Raw genomic sequence first — 19,773 nt, 5'->3', positions numbered from 1 at the left:
GGAGTGAGGGAACGCCGAGCCCCAGCGAGGCGCCGACAGGCGGGGCAGAGCCCTTTGCTTACTTTGGGGCTTTTCCAAAGTGAGCCGCTGTAAGAGCGGAACCATAGGTGGCCGTTACCTAAATAACGGATATACACACCACACCACCACTCAAATCCTACGTCTACGCCCCAACTGCGGAATCCCCAAAGCAGGCACCACCTCCACCCGCTCCACCCGCTTCCCAACCACCCCCGCCAACCCCACCACCGTCGGCTGACTGAACAACGACCGGGCATCCACCTCCAACCCCGCCTTACGCAGCCGCGCCACCACCCCCACGGCCAACAACGAATGCCCCCCCAACTCAAAGAAATGATCCTGACGCCCCACCCGATCCAGCTTCAGCACCTGCGCCCAAACCCCAGCAATCACCGTCTCCACCTCCCCCTGAGGCGGTTCATAGGCGCGACTCAACACCGCCTCCACCCCAGGCTCCGGCAACCCCTTGCGATCCAGCTTCCCCGCCGGATTAAGCGGCCACACCTCCACCCGCACAAACGCCGAAGGCACCATGTACTCAGGCAACCCCTCCACCATGTAACTGCGCAACGCCTCAAGCCCCGGCACCGCATCACGAACGGTGAAATACGCCACCAACCGCTCATCCCGAATCAACGCCGCCACCTCGCGCAATGCAGGATGCGCCGCCAACCGCGCCTCAACCTCCCCCAGCTCCAGCCGAACCCCGCGCAGCTTCACCTGAAAGTCATTGCGCCCCAGAAACTCCAGGTTCCCGTCCGGCAAGTACCGCACCAGATCCCCCGTGCGATACAACCGATCCCCCGCCACAAACGGGCTATCGATAAACCGCTCCGCCGTCATCTGCTCCAACCCCAGATACCCGCGAGCCACGCCCACCCCGCCGATATGCAACTGCCCACTGCACCCCAGCGGCACCGGCCGATCATGCTCATCCAATACGTAAAGCCGGGTATTACTGATGGCCCGCCCAATCGGCAACTGCAACCCCGGCACCGGCGCACCCGGCTCCAGCGTCCAGGCACTGCTGTCCACCGTCGCCTCGGTCGGTCCGTAGACGTTATGCAAGCGCACCTTGGGCAATCGCGCCTGAACCCAACGGGCCAAGGCCTCTGTCAGCTCCCCACCACCACATAAAACGTCGGTAAGGCTGGTACAAAGCGCAGACTCCTCCAGCTCCAGAAACTGCTGCAACATCGCCGGCACAAACTTGATCACGCTGACCTGTTGCTCACGAATCACCTGCGCCAGGTACGCCGGTTCACGGTGCCCATCGGGACGCGCCAGGACCAGGCGCATGCCATTGGTCAGCGGCCAGAACAGCTCCCACACCGAACCGTCAAAACTGAACGGCGCCCGCTGCAACAACGCGCCACCCTCGGCATTCGGGCACAGTTGCGAGCCCCAGTGCATCAGGTTGCCCAGGCCCCGATGCTCGATCATCACGCCCTTGGGCGTGCCGGTGGAGCCGGAGGTGTACATCACGTACGCCAGGTTGCGCACGCTCAGCCCCGGCACTCGCGGGTTGCCTTCAGGCGCCTGCTGCCAGGCGCCGTGGTCGAGGTCGATCACCGGTATCGACACCTCCCCCGGCAAATCCCGGGTCGCGCCGTGTACCAGCAAGGCGACCGGCGCGCTGTCTTGCAGCATGTAGGCGAGACGCTCGCGAGGGTAGCCCGGGTCCAACGGTACATAGGCGCCCCCCGCCTTGAGGATGGCCAGCAAGCCCACCACCAGGTCCAACCCGCGCTCGACACACAAGGCGACCCGCGAATCCGGCTGCACGCCGCGCTCGCGCAGGTGATAGGCCAGGCGGTTGGCGCGCTCGTTGAGCTGGCGGTAAGTCAGTTGCTGCTCACCGGCCTGCACCGCCATCGCGTGAGGTGTGTGCCGGGCATGGGCTTCGAACAAGGCGTGGACGGTCTGGTCCACGGGGTAGTCGGTTTCGCTGGCGTTGAAGTCCACCAGTTGCTGTTGCAGTTCGGTCGCGGGCAGCACCTGCACATCGAACAGCGGCGCCTCGGGCGTCTCCACCAATCCCGCCAGCACCGTGCCAAGGTAGTCCAGCAGGCGCTGGGCACCGACCTTGCGGGGCGCCTTGGCCTTGAGCCGGAAACCGCTGGCCAGGTCGTCCACCGTCAGCATCAGTGGGTAGCTGAGGATGTCTTCGCTGCTCAGCAATTCGATGCCGGGCTGCAGCACCTCGAGTGCCTCGACCGAGACATGCCGGTAATTCAGCAGGCTGTTGAACAGCGGTGTGACGCCGCTGCAACGCTGGGCCAACGCCAGGGACGCTTGCTCGTGGGCGAGCAAGGCGCTGAGTTGCTGCTGCGTCTGCCTGATCGCCTCGCGCACCGTCACCCCGGCCAGGCGTACCCGCAGTGGCAAGGTGTTGATGAACATGCCCAGGGCACGGTCCGCGCCCTCACCGGCCTGCAGGCGTCCCAGCAGAACCGTACCGAACACCACATCGTCACGGCCCGAGACGCGACCCAGTACCTGGGCCCACGCCAGATGAAACAGGCTCGCCGCGCTGACACCCAAGGTGCGGGCCTGCTCGCGCAACAACTGGCCGAGTGCGTCGGGAAGCAGCACGTCGGCTTCCTCGGTGTCACGGCGATCCGCCTGACGTTCCTGTAAACCGAAGGCCAGGGTCGGCTCGTCGACATCCGCCAGCCGCTCGCGAAAGAACGCTTCGTGCCCGGCCTGGCGTTCCGCCGACCGGGCCTGGGCGACCACGTTGCGATAGGGCACCGGCGCCGGCAATTGCTGTTGCTGGCCAAGCAGATGAGCCTGGATTTCCGCCATCAGTACTTGCGTGGAAGTGGCGTCGTTCACCAGATGATGGAAACGCAGCATGCCCACCCAACGGCGGTTCTGCCGGTCTTCGGCGTAATCCAGGGCCATCAGCGGCGCCTTGCGCAAGTCCAGTGGCCGCTGGCGTTCGCGCAGTTGTTCGAGAATTGAGTCCCCCTGGAGGGCCACCGGTTGCACGTCCAGAATCACCTTGCGCCACACCACTTGCATCGGTTGTTCGAGGGCATCCCACGCCAGGCTGGTGCGCAGGATGTCATGGCGGTCAATCACCTGTTGCAGCGCCTGGGCGAACGCTTCCAGCTGTTCACGGCGGGCAAAGCTGAACATCGCGTGTTGCTGGTACGGATCGCGCTCGTCGGTGATGTGGTGATACAGCAGGCCTTCCTGCAACGGCGCCAGCGGGTAGATCTCCTGCACATTGGCGGCGCCGCCGGGGATCGCGGCGACGATGCGTTCTATCGTCGGCGGGTCCAGTTCGGCCAGCGCCAGCAGGTCCGGAGTAATCAATTGGCAACCTGCCGGAACACGGTTGGCCGGCACCTCAAGCTCGGTGCCCTGGCCGACCGCTGCCGCCAGTGCGGCCAGGGTCGGCTGGCCGAACAGCACCTGCACGTCGGCCTGCAACCCGGCCTGGCGCATGTGCTGCACCAACTGGACCGCCAACAGCGAATGGCCGCCCAACTCGAAGAAATGGTCATGCCGCCCCACCCGCTCGACGTGCAGCACATCGGCCCAGATCTGCGCCAGGGCGATTTCCGTAGGCCCTTCGGGGGCTTCGTAAATTCGACTGATAAATGCATCGGCACCGGGTGCCGGCAAGGCCTTGCGGTCGAGTTTGCCGTTGGCCGTCAGGGGCAGCGCGTCCAGCTTTACGTAGGCCTGCGGCACCATGTAATCCGGCAAGCGTGATTTAAGATGGGCGCGAAGCGCTTCAATCGCTACCGGCGCGTGCTCGGTGAACCAGGCCAATAGCTGCCCCTCGCGTACCAGCACCACCGCTTCGGTGACCCCTTCATAACCTGCCAGGGCGGACTCGATTTCCCCCGACTCGATACGCACGCCGCGAATTTTTACCTGGTCGTCGTTGCGGCCCAAATATTCAATATTCCCATCCGGCAGCCAACGCGCCAGGTCGCCGGTGCGGTACATGCGGCCTGGGTTGAATGGGTCATCAAGGAAGCGCTCTGCGGTCATGTCCGGGCGGTTCAAATAGCCCCGCGCCACGCCTTTCCCGCCGACGTACAACTCGCCTGCAGTACCGATGGGCACCGGCCGCTGTTGCTCATCCAGCAGGTAGACCGCGGCATTCGCGATGGGTTTGCCGATGTGCAGCGCCTGCCCGGCCTCAACGAGGCCCGAGGTGGCAACCACGGTGGCTTCAGTGGGACCGTAGTTGTTGATCACCGCGAAACTGCGCGCCTGGTTGAACTGGCGCAGGCGGTCGCCACCGATCAGCAGCGTGCGCAAAGTCGGGTGTTCGATATTCTGGCTGAACGCATACTCGGCCACCGGCGTGGGCAGGAAGCATACGTCCAGCGGTTGCGCGCGCCACCAGGCCAGCAGCGCGTCGATGTCTTCGGCGCCGTCGTGGGCCGGCGGCAAGTGCAAGGTCGCGCCCACGCACAGCGCTGGCCAGACCTCCCAGGCCATGGCGTCAAACCCGAAACCGGCAACGCTGGCGGTATGGCTGCCCGCGTGCAAATCGAAGGCCTGGCAATGCCAGTCCACCAGGTTGGCCACGGTGTGGTGCTCCACCATCACGCCCTTGGGCAGGCCGGTGGAGCCCGAGGTGTAGATCACATAAGCGAGGTTGGCGGGTGTCATCGCCACTTGCGGGTTGCGCGCCAACTGCGCCGTGGCGTGGTCCAGATTGATGACCGGCACGCTCAATACCGGTAGACGCTCGAGCAAATCCGTCTGCGTCAGCACCGCCACCGGCGCGCTGTCATCGAGCAGGTAGTGCAGGCGCTCGGCAGGATGGGCCGGGTCCACCGGGACATAACAGGCGCCGGACTTGAGAATCCCCAGCAAGCCCACCAGCGTCTCCAGGCCGCGCCGGGCGACGATCGCCACACGGTCGTCGGGCTTTACCCCGAGCACCAATAGCTGCCGCGCCAGGGCATTGGCCCGTTGATTCAATTGGTCATACGTCAATCGCTGCCCCTGATACACCGCCGCCACCGCATGCGGGGTCACCGCGGCCTGGGCCTCGACGCGCCCATGCAGGGTTTGCGCTGCGGGATAGGCCTGGGCGGTGGCGTTCCAGCGTTGCAACTGCGCGGTTTCCTCGGGCGTTATCAGCGAGAAGTCAGCCAGGGGCAGCGCGGTGTTTTCCAGCCCCTGCTCCAGCACATACACCAGGCGATCGGCCAGGGCCTGCACCTCGTGTGCCTGGAAATACGCCTCGTTGTAGACGCAGTGCAGGCACGCCGTGTCGTGGTAGCGATTGCTGCGCAAGTGAATCGCCAGCGGCAACGGCTCATGGTGGTTGGACACCTTGATCGCCCGGGCCGATGCCTGGCCGTAGCGAAATTCATGGTCGTCCTGCTCATAGGACACCGACAGGTCGAACAGTTGGCCGCGGTCGGCGCGCAGCAAACCCAGCTCGCGATTCATCTCGCTCAGCGGGAAACGTTGATGTCGGAAATCCTGCTGGAGCTGGTCGCGCACGCCACGCACCAGGGCGCTGAAAGGCAGGTCGTCGCTGAACTGCAAGCGCACGGCACTGACCTGGGTGAACAGCCCCAGGGTCGAACGAAAGCGTGCATTGGAACGGTTGAGTATCGGCAGCCCCACCACCCACTCCAGGCGCTGGCCGGTGCGGCTGAAGTACAGGTACATCGCCGCCAATAACACATGGAACGCCGACGCCTGGTAATGGTTCGCCGCCCGCGCCATGCGATTGAGCAGCGCCGCCGGAAACGGTGCTACCAGGGTGTTGCTCGGCGCATCGCCCTTGGCCTGGTAACGGCGCGTCAGCAGCGGCTCTGGCAGCGCCTGGTATTTGTCCAGCCAGTAGCTGCGGTCCCGGGCGTAACGGGCCGACTCGCGATAGCGTTCATCGTTGTCGATGAAGTCGATATAGGACGGCGCCGACAGGTCCGGTTGTCGGCCCTGCTCCAGGGCGCTGTAGATCCCGGCAAGGGATTGCAGCATCTGGCCAAAGCCCCAGCCATCGAGAATCAGGTGGTGAGCCTGGGTGCCGAGGCGGTAATGCTGGTCATCGAGCTTGACCAGGAAGAAGCGGAACAACGGCTCGTCGACCAGCGCATAGGTTCGCGCCATCTGCGCCTGCAACAAGGCCTCGGCGGCCGCGCGGGGATCCGGCTGGCGCGAGACGTCATGCTGCGGCACCGATACCGCCATGGCCTCGGCAAACGCCTGCCGTGGCAAGCCATCGGCCGCCACTTGCAACACCGTACGCAATGCGTCGTGCTTGGCCACCAGGTGCTCGATGGCTCGCTGGATCAATGCGGGATTCACGGTGCCCGTGAGTTCGATATAACCCCCGATGTTGTACAGCGGCGAGTCACCGAGGCGCAGTTGGTCGAGCCAGATATCCCGCTGGGCGGCGGTCAGGGGGAAATACGTCATAAGATCCTTCTCATGTGAGGTGTCGATAAGGCGCACAACGCCCCATTGAGGCGAAATCAACGGGATTTAAGCATCGCCCCGGAGGGCCGTATGTCACCCGAAACCCGGACAGCCCGGGTACCGCGCCGGGGTTGGCTGATGGTTCAGTGCTGAAACGATTAAATGGATGTAGGAGATTGGCTACATCTGGCCGATGCCATATAGCCGGGCATGTCGAGAAAATTGAGTAAATATGTTTTATATCAACTAGTTAACAAACTCTAAAATCCTTTTACCCTGCAGCTTCAGCCTATATCCCTGTCGGAAATGACGAAATAATGGCGCGCTTTTTATGGCAGGTTGTGTCCCTCGTTTCCGCTACATACGTAGGACAAATCCACGTGGCTAAATGAAGCCTCGAGCACCGACCCAGGTTCAAGGAGAACGGGAGGCCTGCACACGTAAGGGCAACCGTTGACGGTTTTCGACATCAAGGATGAGATGGCTATGAGTCTGACCAGCAGTATTCGGAATATGGAAAATCCGCATTTTTATTTCGAGTTGGGAGAGTTGATTTCAAGCACCGGCACTGAACACTTCGCAGCGAACATGCTGCAACTGGTCAACAAGCTGGTACCGGTTCACTTGGTGGACCTCAGTGAATGGACCCTCGACGAGCACCAGGCCTGCGTGCTCGATATCAAGTTACTTGGCAGCGACGGGTTGAAGCAGGACCTGCCGCCACCGCGCACCCTGCATCACCGCGACGATCATCCGCTGCTGAAAAAAATGCTCGGCATGAACGACCCGCTGTTGATCCAGATGAATGCCAAGGCCGACAGCACCCACACCCGCGGCACCTCCCATCAGTGCAACCTGGTATCGCGCCAGGCCAATCGGCGCTGCGTGATTTCGTTCTACCGGCCCCACACCCAACGCGCCTTTTCCCTGGCGCAGTTGTCGTTTCTCAAGAGCCTTTCGGAAACCTTGCTGCCGTTGATCGAGCGCCACGCGCAGATCAATCGACAGGCCCCGCCGGTAGCGCCCGAGCCCTCTAAAACTCCGTTGGAGCAGTCGCAATTGCAGCGCGAATTCTATAAACGCCTGTCACTCAGTGACATCACCTTATCGGCGCGGGAACAGGAGGTTTGCCTGGGGTTGTTGACCGGCGGAACCGTACCGCAGATGGCCGAGAAACTCAGCGTGAAAAACAGCTCCATCGAAACCTACCTCAAGCGCGCGGCGGCCAAACTGGGCGTGAGTGGCCGGCATGGCCTGGCCAAATGGATGGTTGGCGCGTGATGAAAAAACTGATGCTCGGCGTGGCGTGTGTGCTTGGCGGGTGTTCGTTGATCCCGGACTATCAGCGGCCCGAGGCACCGACCCCGGCGCACTTCCCGGTGTATAACGCGGACCGGGTGGGGCCATCGGCCTCCGGGCCTGACTGGCAACAGTTGTTCCGTGACCCGGTGATGCGGCAGTTGATTGGCCAGGCCCTGGTGAATAACCGTGACCTGCGGGTGGCGGCGCTGAATGTCGAAGCGTTCCAGGCGCAGTACCGCATCCAGCGTGCCGACCTGTTCCCGGCGGTGTCTGCCACGGGTGCCGAAAACCGCCAGAAAGTCCCGCGCCGCGCCACTACCACCGGCAAGTCTGCGATCACCTCTACCTATTCGGCGACATTGGGCGTCAGCGCCTACGAGCTGGATTTTTTCGGCCGCGTACGCAGCCTCAGTGAGCAGGCGATGCTGCAATACCTGGCCACTGAAGAAGCTCGGCGCAGCGCGCAACTGAGCCTGGTGGCCAACGTCGCCAACGCTTACCTGACCTGGCGCGCCGACCAGGAACTGCTGGCCCTGGCCCGGCAGACGCTGGCCTCGGACGAGCACAGCCTGCGCCTGACGTCGCGCAGTAAAACGGCGGGCAAGGCGACGTCGATCGATGTGATCCAGGCCCGGACCAGCGTCGAAAGCACCCGGGCAAGCATTGCGCGCTACCAGCGGCAGGTAGCCCAGGACCTCAACAGCCTGGCGTTGCTGGTGGGTGGGCCGGTGCCGGATTCTTTGCCGGTACAGCCGCTGTCCGACGACCTGGTAGCCCGGGTGCCGGCCGGGTTGCCGTCGGACCTGCTGCAACGGCGGCCGGATATTGTGCAGGCCGAGTATCAGCTTCAGGCGGCCAACGCGAATATTGGCGCGGCGCGGGCGGCGTTTTTTCCTTCGGTTACGCTGACGGCCAACGCGGGCACCTCGAGTAAGGATCTGTCGGGATTGTTCCAGGGGGGCTCGGGGAGTTGGGGGTTCCAGCCGCAGATCAATCTGCCGATCTTCAATGCGGGCAGCCTGCGGGCCAGCCTGGATTACGCGAAGATTCAGAAGAACATTTATGTCGCGCAGTATGAGAAGTCGATTCAGACCGCGTTCCAGGAAGTCTCGGACGGGCTGGCGGCGCGGCAAACGTATAACGAGCAACTGGCGGCGCAGCGGGATTTTGTTCGGGCCAACCAGACGTATTACGACCTGGCTCAGCACCGGTATCGCAGTGGGGTGGACAGTAATCTGGTGTTTCTGGATGCGCAGCGGTCGTTGTTCAGTTCGCAGCAGGCGTTGATTGTTGATCGGTTGGCGCAGTTGGTGGCGGAAGTGAATTTGTATACGGCGTTGGGTGGGGGGTGGGAGGGTGATTCTGCTGGGGGTGGGGATGGGGGTGGGGGCATATCCGTTTCTTCGGTCACGGCGGCTGATGGTTCCGCTCTTACAGCGGCTCACTTTGGAACCCCCCCAAAGTAAGCAAAAGCAAGAGCACGGCGGCCTNNGCAAAGCCGCTTTGCTGTAGGAGCTGGCTTGCCGGCGATGCAGACACCTCGGTGCATCAGGTACACCCAGTTGATGCCATCGCCGGCAAGCCAGCTCCTACAGTGGACCGTGAGCCGCTGTAAGAGCAAAACCCTAAGGCCTTACCCGTGCCACCCGCCACACCTTGTTCCCCACATCATCCGCCACCAGCAACGCGCCCTGCCCGTCCAACGCTACACCCACCGGACGCCCCTGAGCCTCTCCATCACCATTTAAAAACCCAGTCAGGAAATCAACAGGCACACCCGACGGCTTTCCGTCCCGGAACGGAATAAACACCACCTTGTACCCCGCCTGCGGATTACGGTTCCAGGATCCATGCTCCCCCACAAATACCCCATCGGCAAACACCGCTGGCATCCCCCGCGCATCGGAAAACGTCAGGCCCAACGGCGCAACGTGAGTCCCCAGCGCGTAGTCCGGTGCAATCGCCTGGGCGACCTTGTCCGGACGCGGCGGCTGCACCCGGCTGTCAACGTGAGCCCCGTAATAACTCCACGGCCAACCGTAGAACGCGCCGTCCCGCACCGACGTCAGGTAATCCGGCACCAGATCGCTGCCGATCTCGTCGCGCTCGTTGACCACCGTCCACAACTGCGTAGAGCCGGGTTTCCACGCCAGCCCATTGGGATTGCGCAACCCACTGGCGAACAGACGCTTCTGCCCACTGGCAAGATCCAACTCCCAGATCGCAGCACGCCCTTCCTCGGCCTCAAGCCCATTCTCACCCACATTGCTGTTGGACCCGACGGTCACATAAAGCTTGGTACCCTCAGGATTGGCCAGGACGTTTTTGGTCCAGTGATGATTGATCCCGGCCGGCAGATCAGTGACCTTCACCGGCACGGCATCGATGTGAGTCTGGCCCCGAACATAAGGCACCTTGACCACCGCATCGGCATTGCCGATATACAACTCATCCCCCACCAACGCCATGCCAAACGGCGACGTCAGCCCACCGAGAAACTCACTCTTCACCTCGGCACGCCCATCACCGTCGGCGTCCCGCAGCAGCGTGATCCGGTCGGCGCTCGGCGTATCGGCACCGACCCGCCCCATCACAAACCCCATCGCGGTACGACGCGCCCAGGCGAGCAAACCCGTGCCGCCGTCCGTGGCACCTTCAGGCATGGGCGGATGGTTACTCTCGGCTACCAGCACGTCGCCATTGGGCAAGGTGTACACCCAGCGCGGATGGTCAAGGTCCGCGGCCAACGCCGTTACCGTGAACCCATCGGGCGCCGTTGGCAGGGCATTACCGGGCCAGCCGACAGCCTTGGAAACCTTGAGTGTCGGGATCAGTGATGCAGTGGGTTCGGGCAGTTGCGGGCTTGGCCCCACACCGGCCTGAAACGGCAGTTTGGAGGAATCACCACAGGCGCTGAGGGCAGCCGTGGCGGTGATCAGCAGCGCAAGGCGGCTTGGTGCATTCATTGGGAAACCTCGGGACAGCCCTTTATTGGGCAGGCAAAAACCCGACGGAGTATCGCGTCATTCCCCGACACCAAACACCGCCTACCGCGCAATTGAGTTTTAACTCAGTCGCACGAGTGGCTCGGCAGCACTCTCAGGCTTTCCACGGCCCCAACGCCAGGCTGTAGGGAGAAAACCCCTCGAACTGCCAACGCAGCGCCAGCGCCGCATCCCTTCGGACCACGTGTTCCACGGTCACCTTCCACAACCGCTCAGCCCCCTCGAACGTGGCCAGTTCATCTCCTTCAAGAATCACCTCGGCCCGCCCGGCCACCTGCAACACATCACCCGTAGCAAAATCCACAAACAGCAAGCCCGCAACCGGGTTGACCTGCACATTGCCCAAGGTGTTGAAAAACGAGTTGCCGGTAAAATCGGGAATCGTCAGCACCTCTCCCTCCAACCGCACAAACCCACTGTTGCCGCCTCGGTGTGAAACGTCCACCGAACGCTTGGCCGCATCTCCTTCCAGGTCCACATAGCTGGCGACGAAAAACGTATCAGCGCTGCGAATCAGCGCCCGGTCAGCGTCATCGAGCGAGTTCGCGCGCCGCACAATACCTCCCGCAGCGCGCTGCCCCCGGGCGCCCGGGTCCACCGCACGCAACTGGATGTACTTCGGGCAATTTCCAAACGTGTGCACCACCGCCACGGTAAAACCGTCGACGCCGGCAGCCCCGATAACCCCGTTCATGCGATTACGCCGCCGCGTATTCAGGTCAATGCCCAACAGCCCGACCGACGCGCCTTGTTGCAGCCCGCTCCCGGCGGGGTCACTCTCCGCAGGCAGGCTGTCGATACGCAAGCTGTAGGGGTCCGGCGAATACGCAAACCCCGGCGTGCCCTCCAGCAGCGTGGCCCAGGGCAGCCCCTGCTCATCCACGGCCCCCACGACCAGATAGGGCAACAACTCATAAAAAGCCCGATGCTGCTCCGGCAAGTGATCCCGTATCACCTTCGCGCCGATCACCTCCATGCGCTCGGCCACGCCGGCACTTTGCTGCAACTGCCGCTCGCCGGCATGCCATGGCGAAACGGGGGACGCGTCCTGGTGATTCATGATCAAGCCCTCGGTGAATGAAACGCCGGATGTTCACGCAATGCCGCCACGCTGAAATCGACAAAACTGCGCACCCGCATCGAAGCGTTGCGCCCTTCGCGGTAGACCACATGCACCGGCAGCGGCGGCGGTTCATGGGCCTGCAATACTCGACACAGTTGCCCGGTCGCCAGGTGCTCGTGCACCGGGTAGCTCAAGCACCGGATCAACCCTGCGCCCTGCACCGCCGCATTGATCGCGCCCTGCACCGTGGTGCAACCGAGACGCGCCCGGGCCTTGATGCTGGCGCCCTGGAAATCCCACTGCACCCAATTCGAATACGCCTGGCTGGCGACCAGCCGATGCTCCTTGAGCGCCTCCGGTTGCATCGGTTCGCCATGGCTTTGCAGATAGCCGGGGCTGGCGCAGACGATGTTGCGCACATGGCCCACGGGCCGGGCAATCAGGGATGAACCGGGCAGTTCCCCCACCAGGACTGCCACGTCCAGGCCGTCTTCATTCAGGTTCGGATAATGATCGTGGTAATGGGCAAACAGGCGGACTCCGGGATAGCGCTCCAGGTAGCCGGCCAACAGCGGCGCCATCACATAACGGCTGAACAGCAACGGAAAAAACACCCGCAGGTTTCCCTCGGCCTGCGCGTGCGCACCCTGGGCAGACGCTTCGGCGGCGCTCACGCCGTCAAGGATCCGCGAACAGTCGGCCATGAACGTCGCCCCGGCTTCGGTGAGGCGAATGCCCCGGGTGCTGCGCTGTACCAATGGCACGCGCAAGCGCACCTCCAGCCGGTCAATCGCGCGGATCACAGTGGGTCCCGAGATTCCCAGGCAGCGGGCTGCCGCGGCCAGGCTCGGCTGCCGGGACAGCGCCTGGAAGATCTGCATGTCGCGATAGCGGTCCATCAGGCCGGCCGCTGCATCGATGGGTTGAGCGCAGCATCCTGCCCCAGCCGGCTGACCAGAAAATCCACGAACGTGTTGACCTTCGCCGGTACCCGGGCGTTGTTCTGGAATACCACATGGATCGGCAAGGCCGGCGGTTCGAAGTCTTGCAGGATGATCTCCAGTGCGCCTGCACGCACATCGCTGGCCACCTGATAAGACAACACCCGTGTGACGCCCCAGCCCAGGCGCGCGAGGTTGATCGCCGCGTTGTTGGCGGTGACTACCAGGCGCGGCTCAACGGCCACGCTCAACGGCTGGCCGCCTTCCCTGAACTGCCATTCGCTGACCAACTGGCTGGAAGACGACGTGACAATCTTCGCCTCACGCAGTTGCCCGGGGTGCAGTGGCCGGTGCCGCTCAAGGTAAGCCGGCGCCGCGCACACTACGCGACGCACCTCGCCGACCTTGATCGCCTGCTGGCCGGGTTCCTGCAAATGCCCGATGCGCACGGCCACATCGACGCCTTCATCGGTCATGTTGACCACACGGTCCACCAGCAAGGCGTTGATGCTGACCTGGGCAAACAGGTCCAGGTACTCCCCCAGGATTGGCGCGACGAACAACTCGCCGAACAACACCGGCGCGGTGACCGTCAGGTGCCCCCACGGGATCGAGAAGCTGCCTGCTGCCGCTTCTTCGGCCTCAGTCAACTCCGCGAGGATGCGCCGGCAATCGTCCAGGTAACGCTGGCCGGCCTCGCTCAGGTGCAGGCTGCGGGTGGTGCGCGAAAGCAACTGGGTGCCAATACGCGCCTCCATCGCGGCAATCGCGCGGGTCACGCTGGGGGGCGAGATGTTCAGGCGCCGGGCCGCCGCGGCAAAGCCCTGTTCTTCGGCGACGGCGAGGAAAATCTGCATTTCCTGGAAACGGTCCATGAGTCCCCTTAATCGAATGGAGTACACCAGCCCAGTGGCTTCGCAGCTGTGGTGGCGAGGGAGCTTGCTCCCGCCGGGCTGCGTAGCGGCCCCAAAATCCTGGGAGCGCTGCGCACTGGAGCGCCAGCCCGGTCCAGCGGGAGCAAGCTCCCTCGCCACAAAATCTTCAAACCTTCGCCAGGCCCACAGCGGTGCGTTGCATACCCACAAACCCCGGCAGCGCCTCGATGCTGTCCAGCCAGGCGCGAACCTGCGGATAGTCGTCCAGTGCGACATTCCCCTCCGGCGCATGGGCGATGTAGGTGTAGTGCGCGATATCGGCAATTGTCGGCAGGTCACCGGTGAGAAAACGGCTCTGCTCCAACTGGTGCTCTACCACTTTGAGGAATGCGTGGGAGCGGCTGATGGTCGCCTCTGCATCCAGCGCGGCACCGAACACAGTGATCAATCGCGCCGCAGCCGGCCCGGTGTGCAGTGGTCCTGCCGCAGCCGAGAGCCAACGCTGCACACGGGCCTGGGCCAAAGGCTCGGTCGGCAGCCACTGGGCGGTGCCATATTGGCCGGCGAGGTACACCAGGATCGCGTTGGAGTCCGCCAGCACCACGCCGTTATCATCGATCACCGGCACCTGGCCGAAGCTGTTGAGGGTGGCCAGGAACTCAGGGGTTTTGTGCGCGCCTTGCTTCAGATCGACGTGCACCCGCTCAGCGGGCACGCCCAGCAGCGACAGCATCAACTCAACCCGGTGGGAATGGCCAGACAAGGGGTAACGGTACAGTTTGATCATGACGGGCTCCGCGATGTGCCAGGGACTCGACCCGGTGATCGGGTCGATGACGCTTATGTTCCACCGCTACGGCACACAGCAGAATAGCCAGTTTTTACAATCCAGCATTTCACCGGATGAAACAATCAATCGCCAAACAACTCGTCGATCAGGTTGAACAGGGTGGTTTTCACCGGGCTGTCGAGCTCGGTCCACGCCAGGCCGGTCCTGGCCCGGAACGCCCCCAACGCCAGGTGCCTGGACACGCAATTGGCCGGCAGCGCCCGGGCTGCCTGCAGCGGCAACACACCCACACCCAGCCCGGCCGAGACCAGCGCCAGCATGGTGGTGAACTCGCCGAGTTCGGAGGCGATCTCCAGCGGCACGCCCATCGCCTGCACGAATTCATCGTAGAAACCCGGTGCATAACGCCGGGCCAGGATGAACACCGGCACCTTGAGCAAGTCCGTCGGCTGAATGGTTTCCTGGGTCGCCAACGGATGCTCGCCGGGCAAGGCGACCACGAAGCTTTCCTGCAGCACCTCAAGGGTCTGCACGCCGGGATAGGCCGCCGGCAAACGCATCAGGCCGAAATCCAGCTGGCCGTTTTTCAACGCAGCCGCCTGATCCGGGCCGGGCATGTCCTTGAGCTCCAGTTCAATTCGCGGGTAGCGCTGGTGCACCGCACGAATCAACCCGGGCAGCAATTGCGGCAATACCGACGAGACAAACCCCAGGCGCACCCGGCCGATCTCCCCGCGGTTCGAAGCCCGGGCGGCATCGGCGGCGCGGGCAGCCTGGTGCAGGGTGGCGAGGGCTTCCGGCAGAAACACCCGCCCGGTTTCCGTCAGTGTGACCGAGTGCCGGTTGCGGTCGAGCAGGCGCACGCCCAGGCCGCTTTCGAGCAGTTTGATCTGCATGCTCAGCGCCGGTTGCACGATCGACAACTGCGCGGCCGCCCGGCCGAAATGCAGTTCCTGGGCGAGCACGACAAAGGCGCGCAGGTGCTTGAGTTCCATCAGGTTGGCTCCGGTTATCACGATTATTGATCACCCCATCACAAATGAAAATTGGACGCCGGGCCCGGGCTGCGCTGAAGTAAGGCCCGTGATGCACGATATGACAGGGTTTGACGTATAACAATGAGAGCGGCGCCCCGCACTCGGATTGATAGTGTTGATCACCTGTCTCAGTCTTCGGAGATCGCCCCATGCAGCGTGTTTTAGACAGTTTCCGCCTCGACGGCCGCCTGGCCTTGATCACCGGCTCCAGCGCCGGCATCGGCCTGGCCATCGCCCGTGGCCTGGCCCAGGCTGGCGCACGGGTAGTGCTCAACGGGCGCAACCGCAGCACCTTGCGTGACAGTGCCGCGTTGCTGGCGGCGGAAGGCCTGGAGGTGCACACCCAGGCGTTCGATGTCACCGACGGCGCGGCGGTGTTGGCCGCCGTGGCGGAGATCGAAGAGCGCCTGGGCCCGCTGGACATCCTCGTCAACAACGCGGGCATGCAACGCCGCGGGCCGCTGGAGGACTACAGCGAAACCCACTGGCGCGAGTTGATGAGCACCAACCTGGACAGCGCCTTCCTGGTCGGCCAGGCCGTGGCCCGAGCGATGATCCCGCGCAAGCGGGGGCGCATCATCAATATCTGCTCGGTGCAAAGCGAACTGGGGCGCCCGGGCATCGCCCCGTATGCCGCCAGCAAAGGCGCGTTGAAAATGCTCACAAAAGGCATGGCCATCGACTGGGGCCCCCACGGGCTGACGGTGAATGGCATCGGCCCCGGCTATTTCAAGACCGAACTGAACGCCAACCTGGTGGCCAACCCCGAATTCAGCGACTGGCTGGTGCAGCGCACACCGAGCCGGCGCTGGGGTGACGTCGCCGAACTGGCGGGCGCTGCGGTATTCCTTGCCAGCGACGCGGCAAGTTTCGTCAACGGTCATATCCTGTACGTGGACGGTGGCATCACCGCCTCGCTGTAACCTGGAGAATTTCATGCACGCGATTGTCTGCCATGCCTCGAAAGACCTGCGGGTAGAACCGCAAACCGAACCCCAGGCACTGACGCCCGACCAACTGCGGGTGCGCATTGCCCGGGGCGGAATTTGCGGCTCGGACCTGCATTACTACCAGCGCGGCGGCTTCGGCACCGTGCGGTTGCGCGAGCCGATGGTGCTCGGCCACGAAGTATCGGCGGTGATCGAGGCGGTAGGCCGTGAAGACGGGCCGTTCAAGATTGGCCAACGCTTGTCGGTCTCGCCGTCGCGGCCTTGCGGGGGTTGCCATTATTGCCATCAAGGGCTGCCGAACCATTGCCTGAACATGCGTTTCTACGGCAGCGCGATGCCCTTCCCTCACGTGCAGGGTGCGTTTCAACAAAGCCTGGTGATCGAAACGCACCAGGCGCATCTGCTGGCCGATCATGTGAGCCTTGCCGAGGGTGCAATGGCTGAACCGTTGTCTGTGGGTTTGCATGCCATCCAGCGTGCCGGGGTGGTGTTCGGCAAACGGGTATTGGTCACCGGGTGCGGGCCCATCGGCAACCTGTTGATCGGTAGCCTGCGGGCAGCGGGCGCGGGGGAAATTGTTGCGGTGGACCTGTCCGCCGGGCCCTTGGCCTGCGCCGAAAAAATGGGCGCCAGCCGTACTCATAACCTGGCGGAAGACGCCGACGCGTTGAAGCGGTATACCGCCGAAAAAGGCTACTTCGACGTGATGTTCGAAGTCTCCGGCAGCGCCCAGGCCCTGCGCAACGGCCTGGAGTGCATGGCCCCGCGCAGCGTGCTGGTGACGGTCGGTCTGGGTGGCGAGGTCTCGCTGCCGTTGAATATGCTGGTGAGCAGGGAGATCGACTTGCGGGGCACCTTCCGCTTCCATTCGGAGTTTGCCCAGGCGGTGGATTTGCTCAATCGCCAGGTGATTGATGTGCGTCCGGTGATCTCCCACACCGTGCCGTTCAGCGAGGCGGTGCAGGCGTTTGAACTGGCGGCGGACAAGAGCCAGGCGATGAAGGTGTTGCTGGATTTTGGTGTGGGTGATTGAACCGGACCTCGACAGCTCCCACAGGGTTGCGGTGCATTTTGGGGATCCGATAGCGCCTGCGCTACACCCGCTCTTCGAGCCTGAACCGCAGGAAACGATGGCTGGCTGAAAACAGTCGACGGTAGGTCAGCAACACTGCACCTACGGTGCCCAACGCCGACGACGCAGCGATCAAAAACATAATCACAATCTGATAACGCACCGCGTCCACCGGACTTTCCCCGGCCAGCACCTGGCCAGTCATCATCCCCGGCAAGCTCACAATCCCCACCACCGTCATCTGGTTCAACGTCGGAATCATCCCGGCCCGCACAGCCTGGCGAATCGCATCCTGCGCCGCCTCCCAGCGTGAACCACCGAGGGCCAGAATCATCTCGATGGTATTGCGACCGGAGGTCAGCTCCTGAGTCATACGCTCAATCCCCAGAGACACCCCGGTAAGCGTATTACCCAGAATCATCCCAAGGATCGGAATCGCATACTGCGGCTCGTACCACGGGTGAATCCGGATAATCGCGAACAGGCCAACAGCCGTCACCAACCAAGAACTGCCCCACACCGACACAATGCTGTCGGCCCGCTGCCCCGCATAGGTCCGCTTCCCACGCCCGGCAGCCGAGAGCCCGGCGATCAGAGTCATCAGGCACATCAGCGGCAGCACCACATACCAGTAGGCAAATTCAAAGACCCAGCCCAGCAGGTAACCGATCGCCAACAACTGCACCACCGTGCGCACAGCCGCCCAGAACAGCTGACGCTCCAGCCCCAGCCGCAACAACAGCGACAGCGCACCGTTGATCAGGATCAGCGAGGAGGCGATGGCCATGTCCAGTGCCGTGAGGTCGTGATAATTCATGGCTGCACGGCCCCCGTCAGCACGCCGGCGTCCATATGCAAATGGGTGGTGCTCATGCGTTGCGCCTGCTCAAGGTCGTGGGACACCCAGATATAGGCGTGAGCGCTATCCGCTTCGGCCCAGGCACTGATCAACGCCTCGACCTCCCCGGACGATGCCGGGTCGAGAGCGGCGGTAGGTTCGTCCAGCAACAACACATCGGGATTGAGTTGCAGGGTACGGATCAGTGACACCACCTGGGACTCACCACCGGATAAATCCCCGGCATTTTTTGCCAGAAAACCCGATTCCTTGCCCGCGTGGGCCAGCAGCGCCTTGACCGCCTGCGGGTCGAAACTCAGGTGATGCAAGGCTTTGAGGCTGTAGGGGAAACGCAAGTTGTCTTCCACCGTGCCTTCGATCAGCGCCGGGCGTTGGGAGAGGTAGCTGATGCGACTGCGATACTGCGGGACTTGCGCGTTGGCGATGGGCTGCCCGTTCCAGAGGATATCCCCTGAGGTCGGCGCGTCGAGCAAGGCGAGTGCCCGAAGGAATACACTTTTGCCGGAGCCCGATGAACCGGTGATGGATAGGCGGTCGGCGCGGTGCAGCTGGAAGTTCGTGGGCTGCAGCAGTTGCAGCTGGCGGCGCTCGTCCATCCGCGTGAGCGCCCGGGTTTCGACTAATACGCTCATGGCGTTGATGATCCTTGTTCCTGATTCAGACGCAATGGTAAGACAGGGCACGTCCCCCGTGGCGAGGGAGCTTGCTCCCGCTGGGCGGCGAAGCGGCCCCAATAAAGCCACTGCGATACACCTGAAAAAACACCGTTAATTTCTTGGGGCTGCTGCGCAGCCCAGCGGGAGCAAGCTCCCTCACCACAGCAGCTCCCTCACCACAACAAGCCCCTTCGCCTCAGCGTTCTTCAGCGCTTGGGCTCCAGCGACACCAGGCGCGGCTTGATGGATTTCTCGCGCACCTCAAGCAACGCCAGGGTCACCGGCAACTTGAAACGTCGCCGCCCTGCACTGCCAGGGTTGAGAAACAGCCGCTCGCCGTGCCACTCGATCAATGGTTTGTGAGAGTGGCCAGTGATCACCAGCCGGATGCCCGGATCAAGCTCCTTCGGCACATCGGCAATGTCATGCACCAGCAACGCCCGCAAGCCGTTCAGGTCAAAATCCAGCCGGTCAGCCAAATGCTCTGCCCACGCGGCGTCGAGGTCGTTATTGCCGCGCACCACATGCAATGGCGCAATCGAGGCCAGCAACTCAAGGATCTCCGGGCTACCGATGTCCCCGGCGTGAACAATCTGCTCGCACCCTTCCAGGGCCGCCAGGGCCTCGGCGCGGAGCAAGCCGTGGGTATCGGAAATCACACCAACTTTCATGAACGTCTCCTGTGCAAAACCCCGGCGCGATCCACCGGGCGGCTTGCAATCAATCATTGCACTGCCTATATTTCCCGCCTGGCGCCATCTACGCCACCATCCGCGGAAAGGGCTGCGCCC

At 63.2% G+C, this 19,773-nt stretch carries 14 protein-coding genes; 4 read left to right on the top strand and 10 right to left on the bottom strand.

Going from position 1 to position 19,773, the window contains the following annotated elements; all coding sequences use genetic code 11:
- Window positions 1-150 precede the first annotated feature (150 nt).
- The gene (locus tag HX805_RS31890; RefSeq protein ID WP_177117648.1) at window positions 151-6,432 is read right to left on the bottom strand and encodes a non-ribosomal peptide synthetase; all 6,282 of its coding nucleotides are present in this window, start codon (window positions 6,430-6,432) and stop codon (window positions 151-153) included.
- A gap of 486 nt (window positions 6,433-6,918) precedes the next feature.
- Here HX805_RS31890 and HX805_RS31885 point away from each other — a divergent pair, with 486 nt between their 5' ends.
- Complete coding sequence (locus tag HX805_RS31885; RefSeq protein ID WP_008430236.1) at window positions 6,919-7,713, top strand: helix-turn-helix transcriptional regulator; 795 nt, start codon at window positions 6,919-6,921, stop codon at window positions 7,711-7,713.
- Complete coding sequence (locus tag HX805_RS31880; RefSeq protein WP_256348454.1) at window positions 7,713-9,200, top strand: efflux transporter outer membrane subunit; 1,488 nt, start codon at window positions 7,713-7,715, stop codon at window positions 9,198-9,200. The genes HX805_RS31885 and HX805_RS31880 overlap by 1 nt, the downstream gene beginning before the upstream one ends.
- 159 nt (window positions 9,201-9,359) lie before the next feature.
- Here the strand turns inward: HX805_RS31880 and HX805_RS31875 are convergent, their stop codons facing one another.
- The 6 genes from HX805_RS31875 to HX805_RS31850 form a co-directional block, all read right to left on the bottom strand.
- Window positions 9,360-10,700 carry a sorbosone dehydrogenase family protein gene (locus tag HX805_RS31875; protein WP_177117647.1) on the bottom strand — a complete coding sequence of 447 codons (1,341 nt, stop codon included), beginning with the start codon at window positions 10,698-10,700 and terminating at the stop codon, window positions 9,360-9,362.
- A gap of 133 nt (window positions 10,701-10,833) precedes the next feature.
- Window positions 10,834-11,799, bottom strand: coding sequence for a pyridoxamine 5'-phosphate oxidase family protein (locus HX805_RS31870; protein ID WP_177117646.1), 966 nt, complete (start codon window positions 11,797-11,799; stop codon window positions 10,834-10,836).
- Between the two features lie 2 nt (window positions 11,800-11,801).
- Entirely contained in the window at window positions 11,802-12,701 is a 900-nt protein-coding gene (locus HX805_RS31865) for a LysR family transcriptional regulator (protein ID WP_177117645.1), read from the bottom strand.
- Entirely contained in the window at window positions 12,701-13,618 is a 918-nt protein-coding gene (locus HX805_RS31860; RefSeq protein WP_003208270.1) for a LysR family transcriptional regulator, read from the bottom strand. Before HX805_RS31860 ends, HX805_RS31865 begins: the two co-directional genes overlap by 1 nt.
- Window positions 13,619-13,784: 166 nt before the next feature.
- Window positions 13,785-14,405, bottom strand: coding sequence for a glutathione S-transferase family protein (locus HX805_RS31855; RefSeq protein ID WP_102605957.1), 621 nt, complete (start codon window positions 14,403-14,405; stop codon window positions 13,785-13,787).
- Window positions 14,406-14,530: 125 nt separating this feature from the next.
- On the bottom strand, window positions 14,531-15,403 hold the full coding sequence (locus HX805_RS31850; protein ID WP_177117644.1) for a LysR family transcriptional regulator: 873 nt from the start codon (window positions 15,401-15,403) through the stop codon (window positions 14,531-14,533).
- Window positions 15,404-15,594: 191 nt separating this feature from the next.
- Between HX805_RS31850 and HX805_RS31845 the strand changes: the two genes are divergently transcribed.
- Together HX805_RS31845 and HX805_RS31840 are read left to right on the top strand one after the other, a co-directional pair.
- A complete protein-coding gene (locus HX805_RS31845; protein WP_087692542.1) occupies window positions 15,595-16,368 on the top strand; it encodes a glucose 1-dehydrogenase in 774 nt (257 codons plus the stop codon).
- Between the two features lie 13 nt (window positions 16,369-16,381).
- On the top strand, window positions 16,382-17,428 hold the full coding sequence (locus HX805_RS31840; protein WP_177117643.1) for an L-idonate 5-dehydrogenase: 1,047 nt from the start codon (window positions 16,382-16,384) through the stop codon (window positions 17,426-17,428).
- A 61-nt stretch (window positions 17,429-17,489) separates the two neighbouring features.
- Here HX805_RS31840 and fetB read toward each other — a convergent pair whose 3' ends face one another.
- From fetB to HX805_RS31825, 3 genes are all read right to left on the bottom strand, one after another.
- Window positions 17,490-18,284 carry an iron export ABC transporter permease subunit FetB gene (gene fetB, locus HX805_RS31835; RefSeq protein ID WP_177070331.1) on the bottom strand — a complete coding sequence of 265 codons (795 nt, stop codon included), beginning with the start codon at window positions 18,282-18,284 and terminating at the stop codon, window positions 17,490-17,492.
- Complete coding sequence (locus HX805_RS31830) at window positions 18,281-18,958, bottom strand: ATP-binding cassette domain-containing protein (protein ID WP_003208280.1); 678 nt, start codon at window positions 18,956-18,958, stop codon at window positions 18,281-18,283. The genes fetB and HX805_RS31830 overlap by 4 nt, the downstream gene beginning before the upstream one ends.
- Before the next feature lie 230 nt (window positions 18,959-19,188).
- Window positions 19,189-19,653, bottom strand: a complete 465-nt coding sequence (locus tag HX805_RS31825; RefSeq protein ID WP_177117642.1) for a metallophosphoesterase family protein — start codon at window positions 19,651-19,653, stop codon at window positions 19,189-19,191.
- Window positions 19,654-19,773 lie beyond the last annotated feature (120 nt).

Source organism: Pseudomonas sp. G5001 (assembly GCF_013385475.1).
GTDB lineage: Bacteria > Pseudomonadota > Gammaproteobacteria > Pseudomonadales > Pseudomonadaceae > Aquipseudomonas.
The sequence above is the reverse complement of the archived record's forward strand: the minus strand, read 5'-3'. Positions and strand labels throughout refer to the sequence as shown.

Coding starts and splice junctions, on each gene's coding strand:
- HX805_RS31890 (WP_177117648.1), bottom strand. CDS start 6,432: ATGACGTATTTCCCCCTGACCGCCGCCCAGCGGGATATCTGGCTCGAC.
- HX805_RS31885 (WP_008430236.1), top strand. CDS start 6,919: ATGAGTCTGACCAGCAGTATTCGGAATATGGAAAATCCGCATTTTTAT.
- HX805_RS31880 (WP_256348454.1), top strand. CDS start 7,713: ATGAAAAAACTGATGCTCGGCGTGGCGTGTGTGCTTGGCGGGTGTTCG.
- HX805_RS31875 (WP_177117647.1), bottom strand. CDS start 10,700: ATGAATGCACCAAGCCGCCTTGCGCTGCTGATCACCGCCACGGCTGCC.
- HX805_RS31870 (WP_177117646.1), bottom strand. CDS start 11,799: ATGAATCACCAGGACGCGTCCCCCGTTTCGCCATGGCATGCCGGCGAG.
- HX805_RS31865 (WP_177117645.1), bottom strand. CDS start 12,701: ATGGACCGCTATCGCGACATGCAGATCTTCCAGGCGCTGTCCCGGCAG.
- HX805_RS31860 (WP_003208270.1), bottom strand. CDS start 13,618: ATGGACCGTTTCCAGGAAATGCAGATTTTCCTCGCCGTCGCCGAAGAA.
- HX805_RS31855 (WP_102605957.1), bottom strand. CDS start 14,405: ATGATCAAACTGTACCGTTACCCCTTGTCTGGCCATTCCCACCGGGTT.
- HX805_RS31850 (WP_177117644.1), bottom strand. CDS start 15,403: ATGGAACTCAAGCACCTGCGCGCCTTTGTCGTGCTCGCCCAGGAACTG.
- HX805_RS31845 (WP_087692542.1), top strand. CDS start 15,595: ATGCAGCGTGTTTTAGACAGTTTCCGCCTCGACGGCCGCCTGGCCTTG.
- HX805_RS31840 (WP_177117643.1), top strand. CDS start 16,382: ATGCACGCGATTGTCTGCCATGCCTCGAAAGACCTGCGGGTAGAACCG.
- fetB (WP_177070331.1), bottom strand. CDS start 18,284: ATGAATTATCACGACCTCACGGCACTGGACATGGCCATCGCCTCCTCG.
- HX805_RS31830 (WP_003208280.1), bottom strand. CDS start 18,958: ATGAGCGTATTAGTCGAAACCCGGGCGCTCACGCGGATGGACGAGCGC.
- HX805_RS31825 (WP_177117642.1), bottom strand. CDS start 19,653: ATGAAAGTTGGTGTGATTTCCGATACCCACGGCTTGCTCCGCGCCGAG.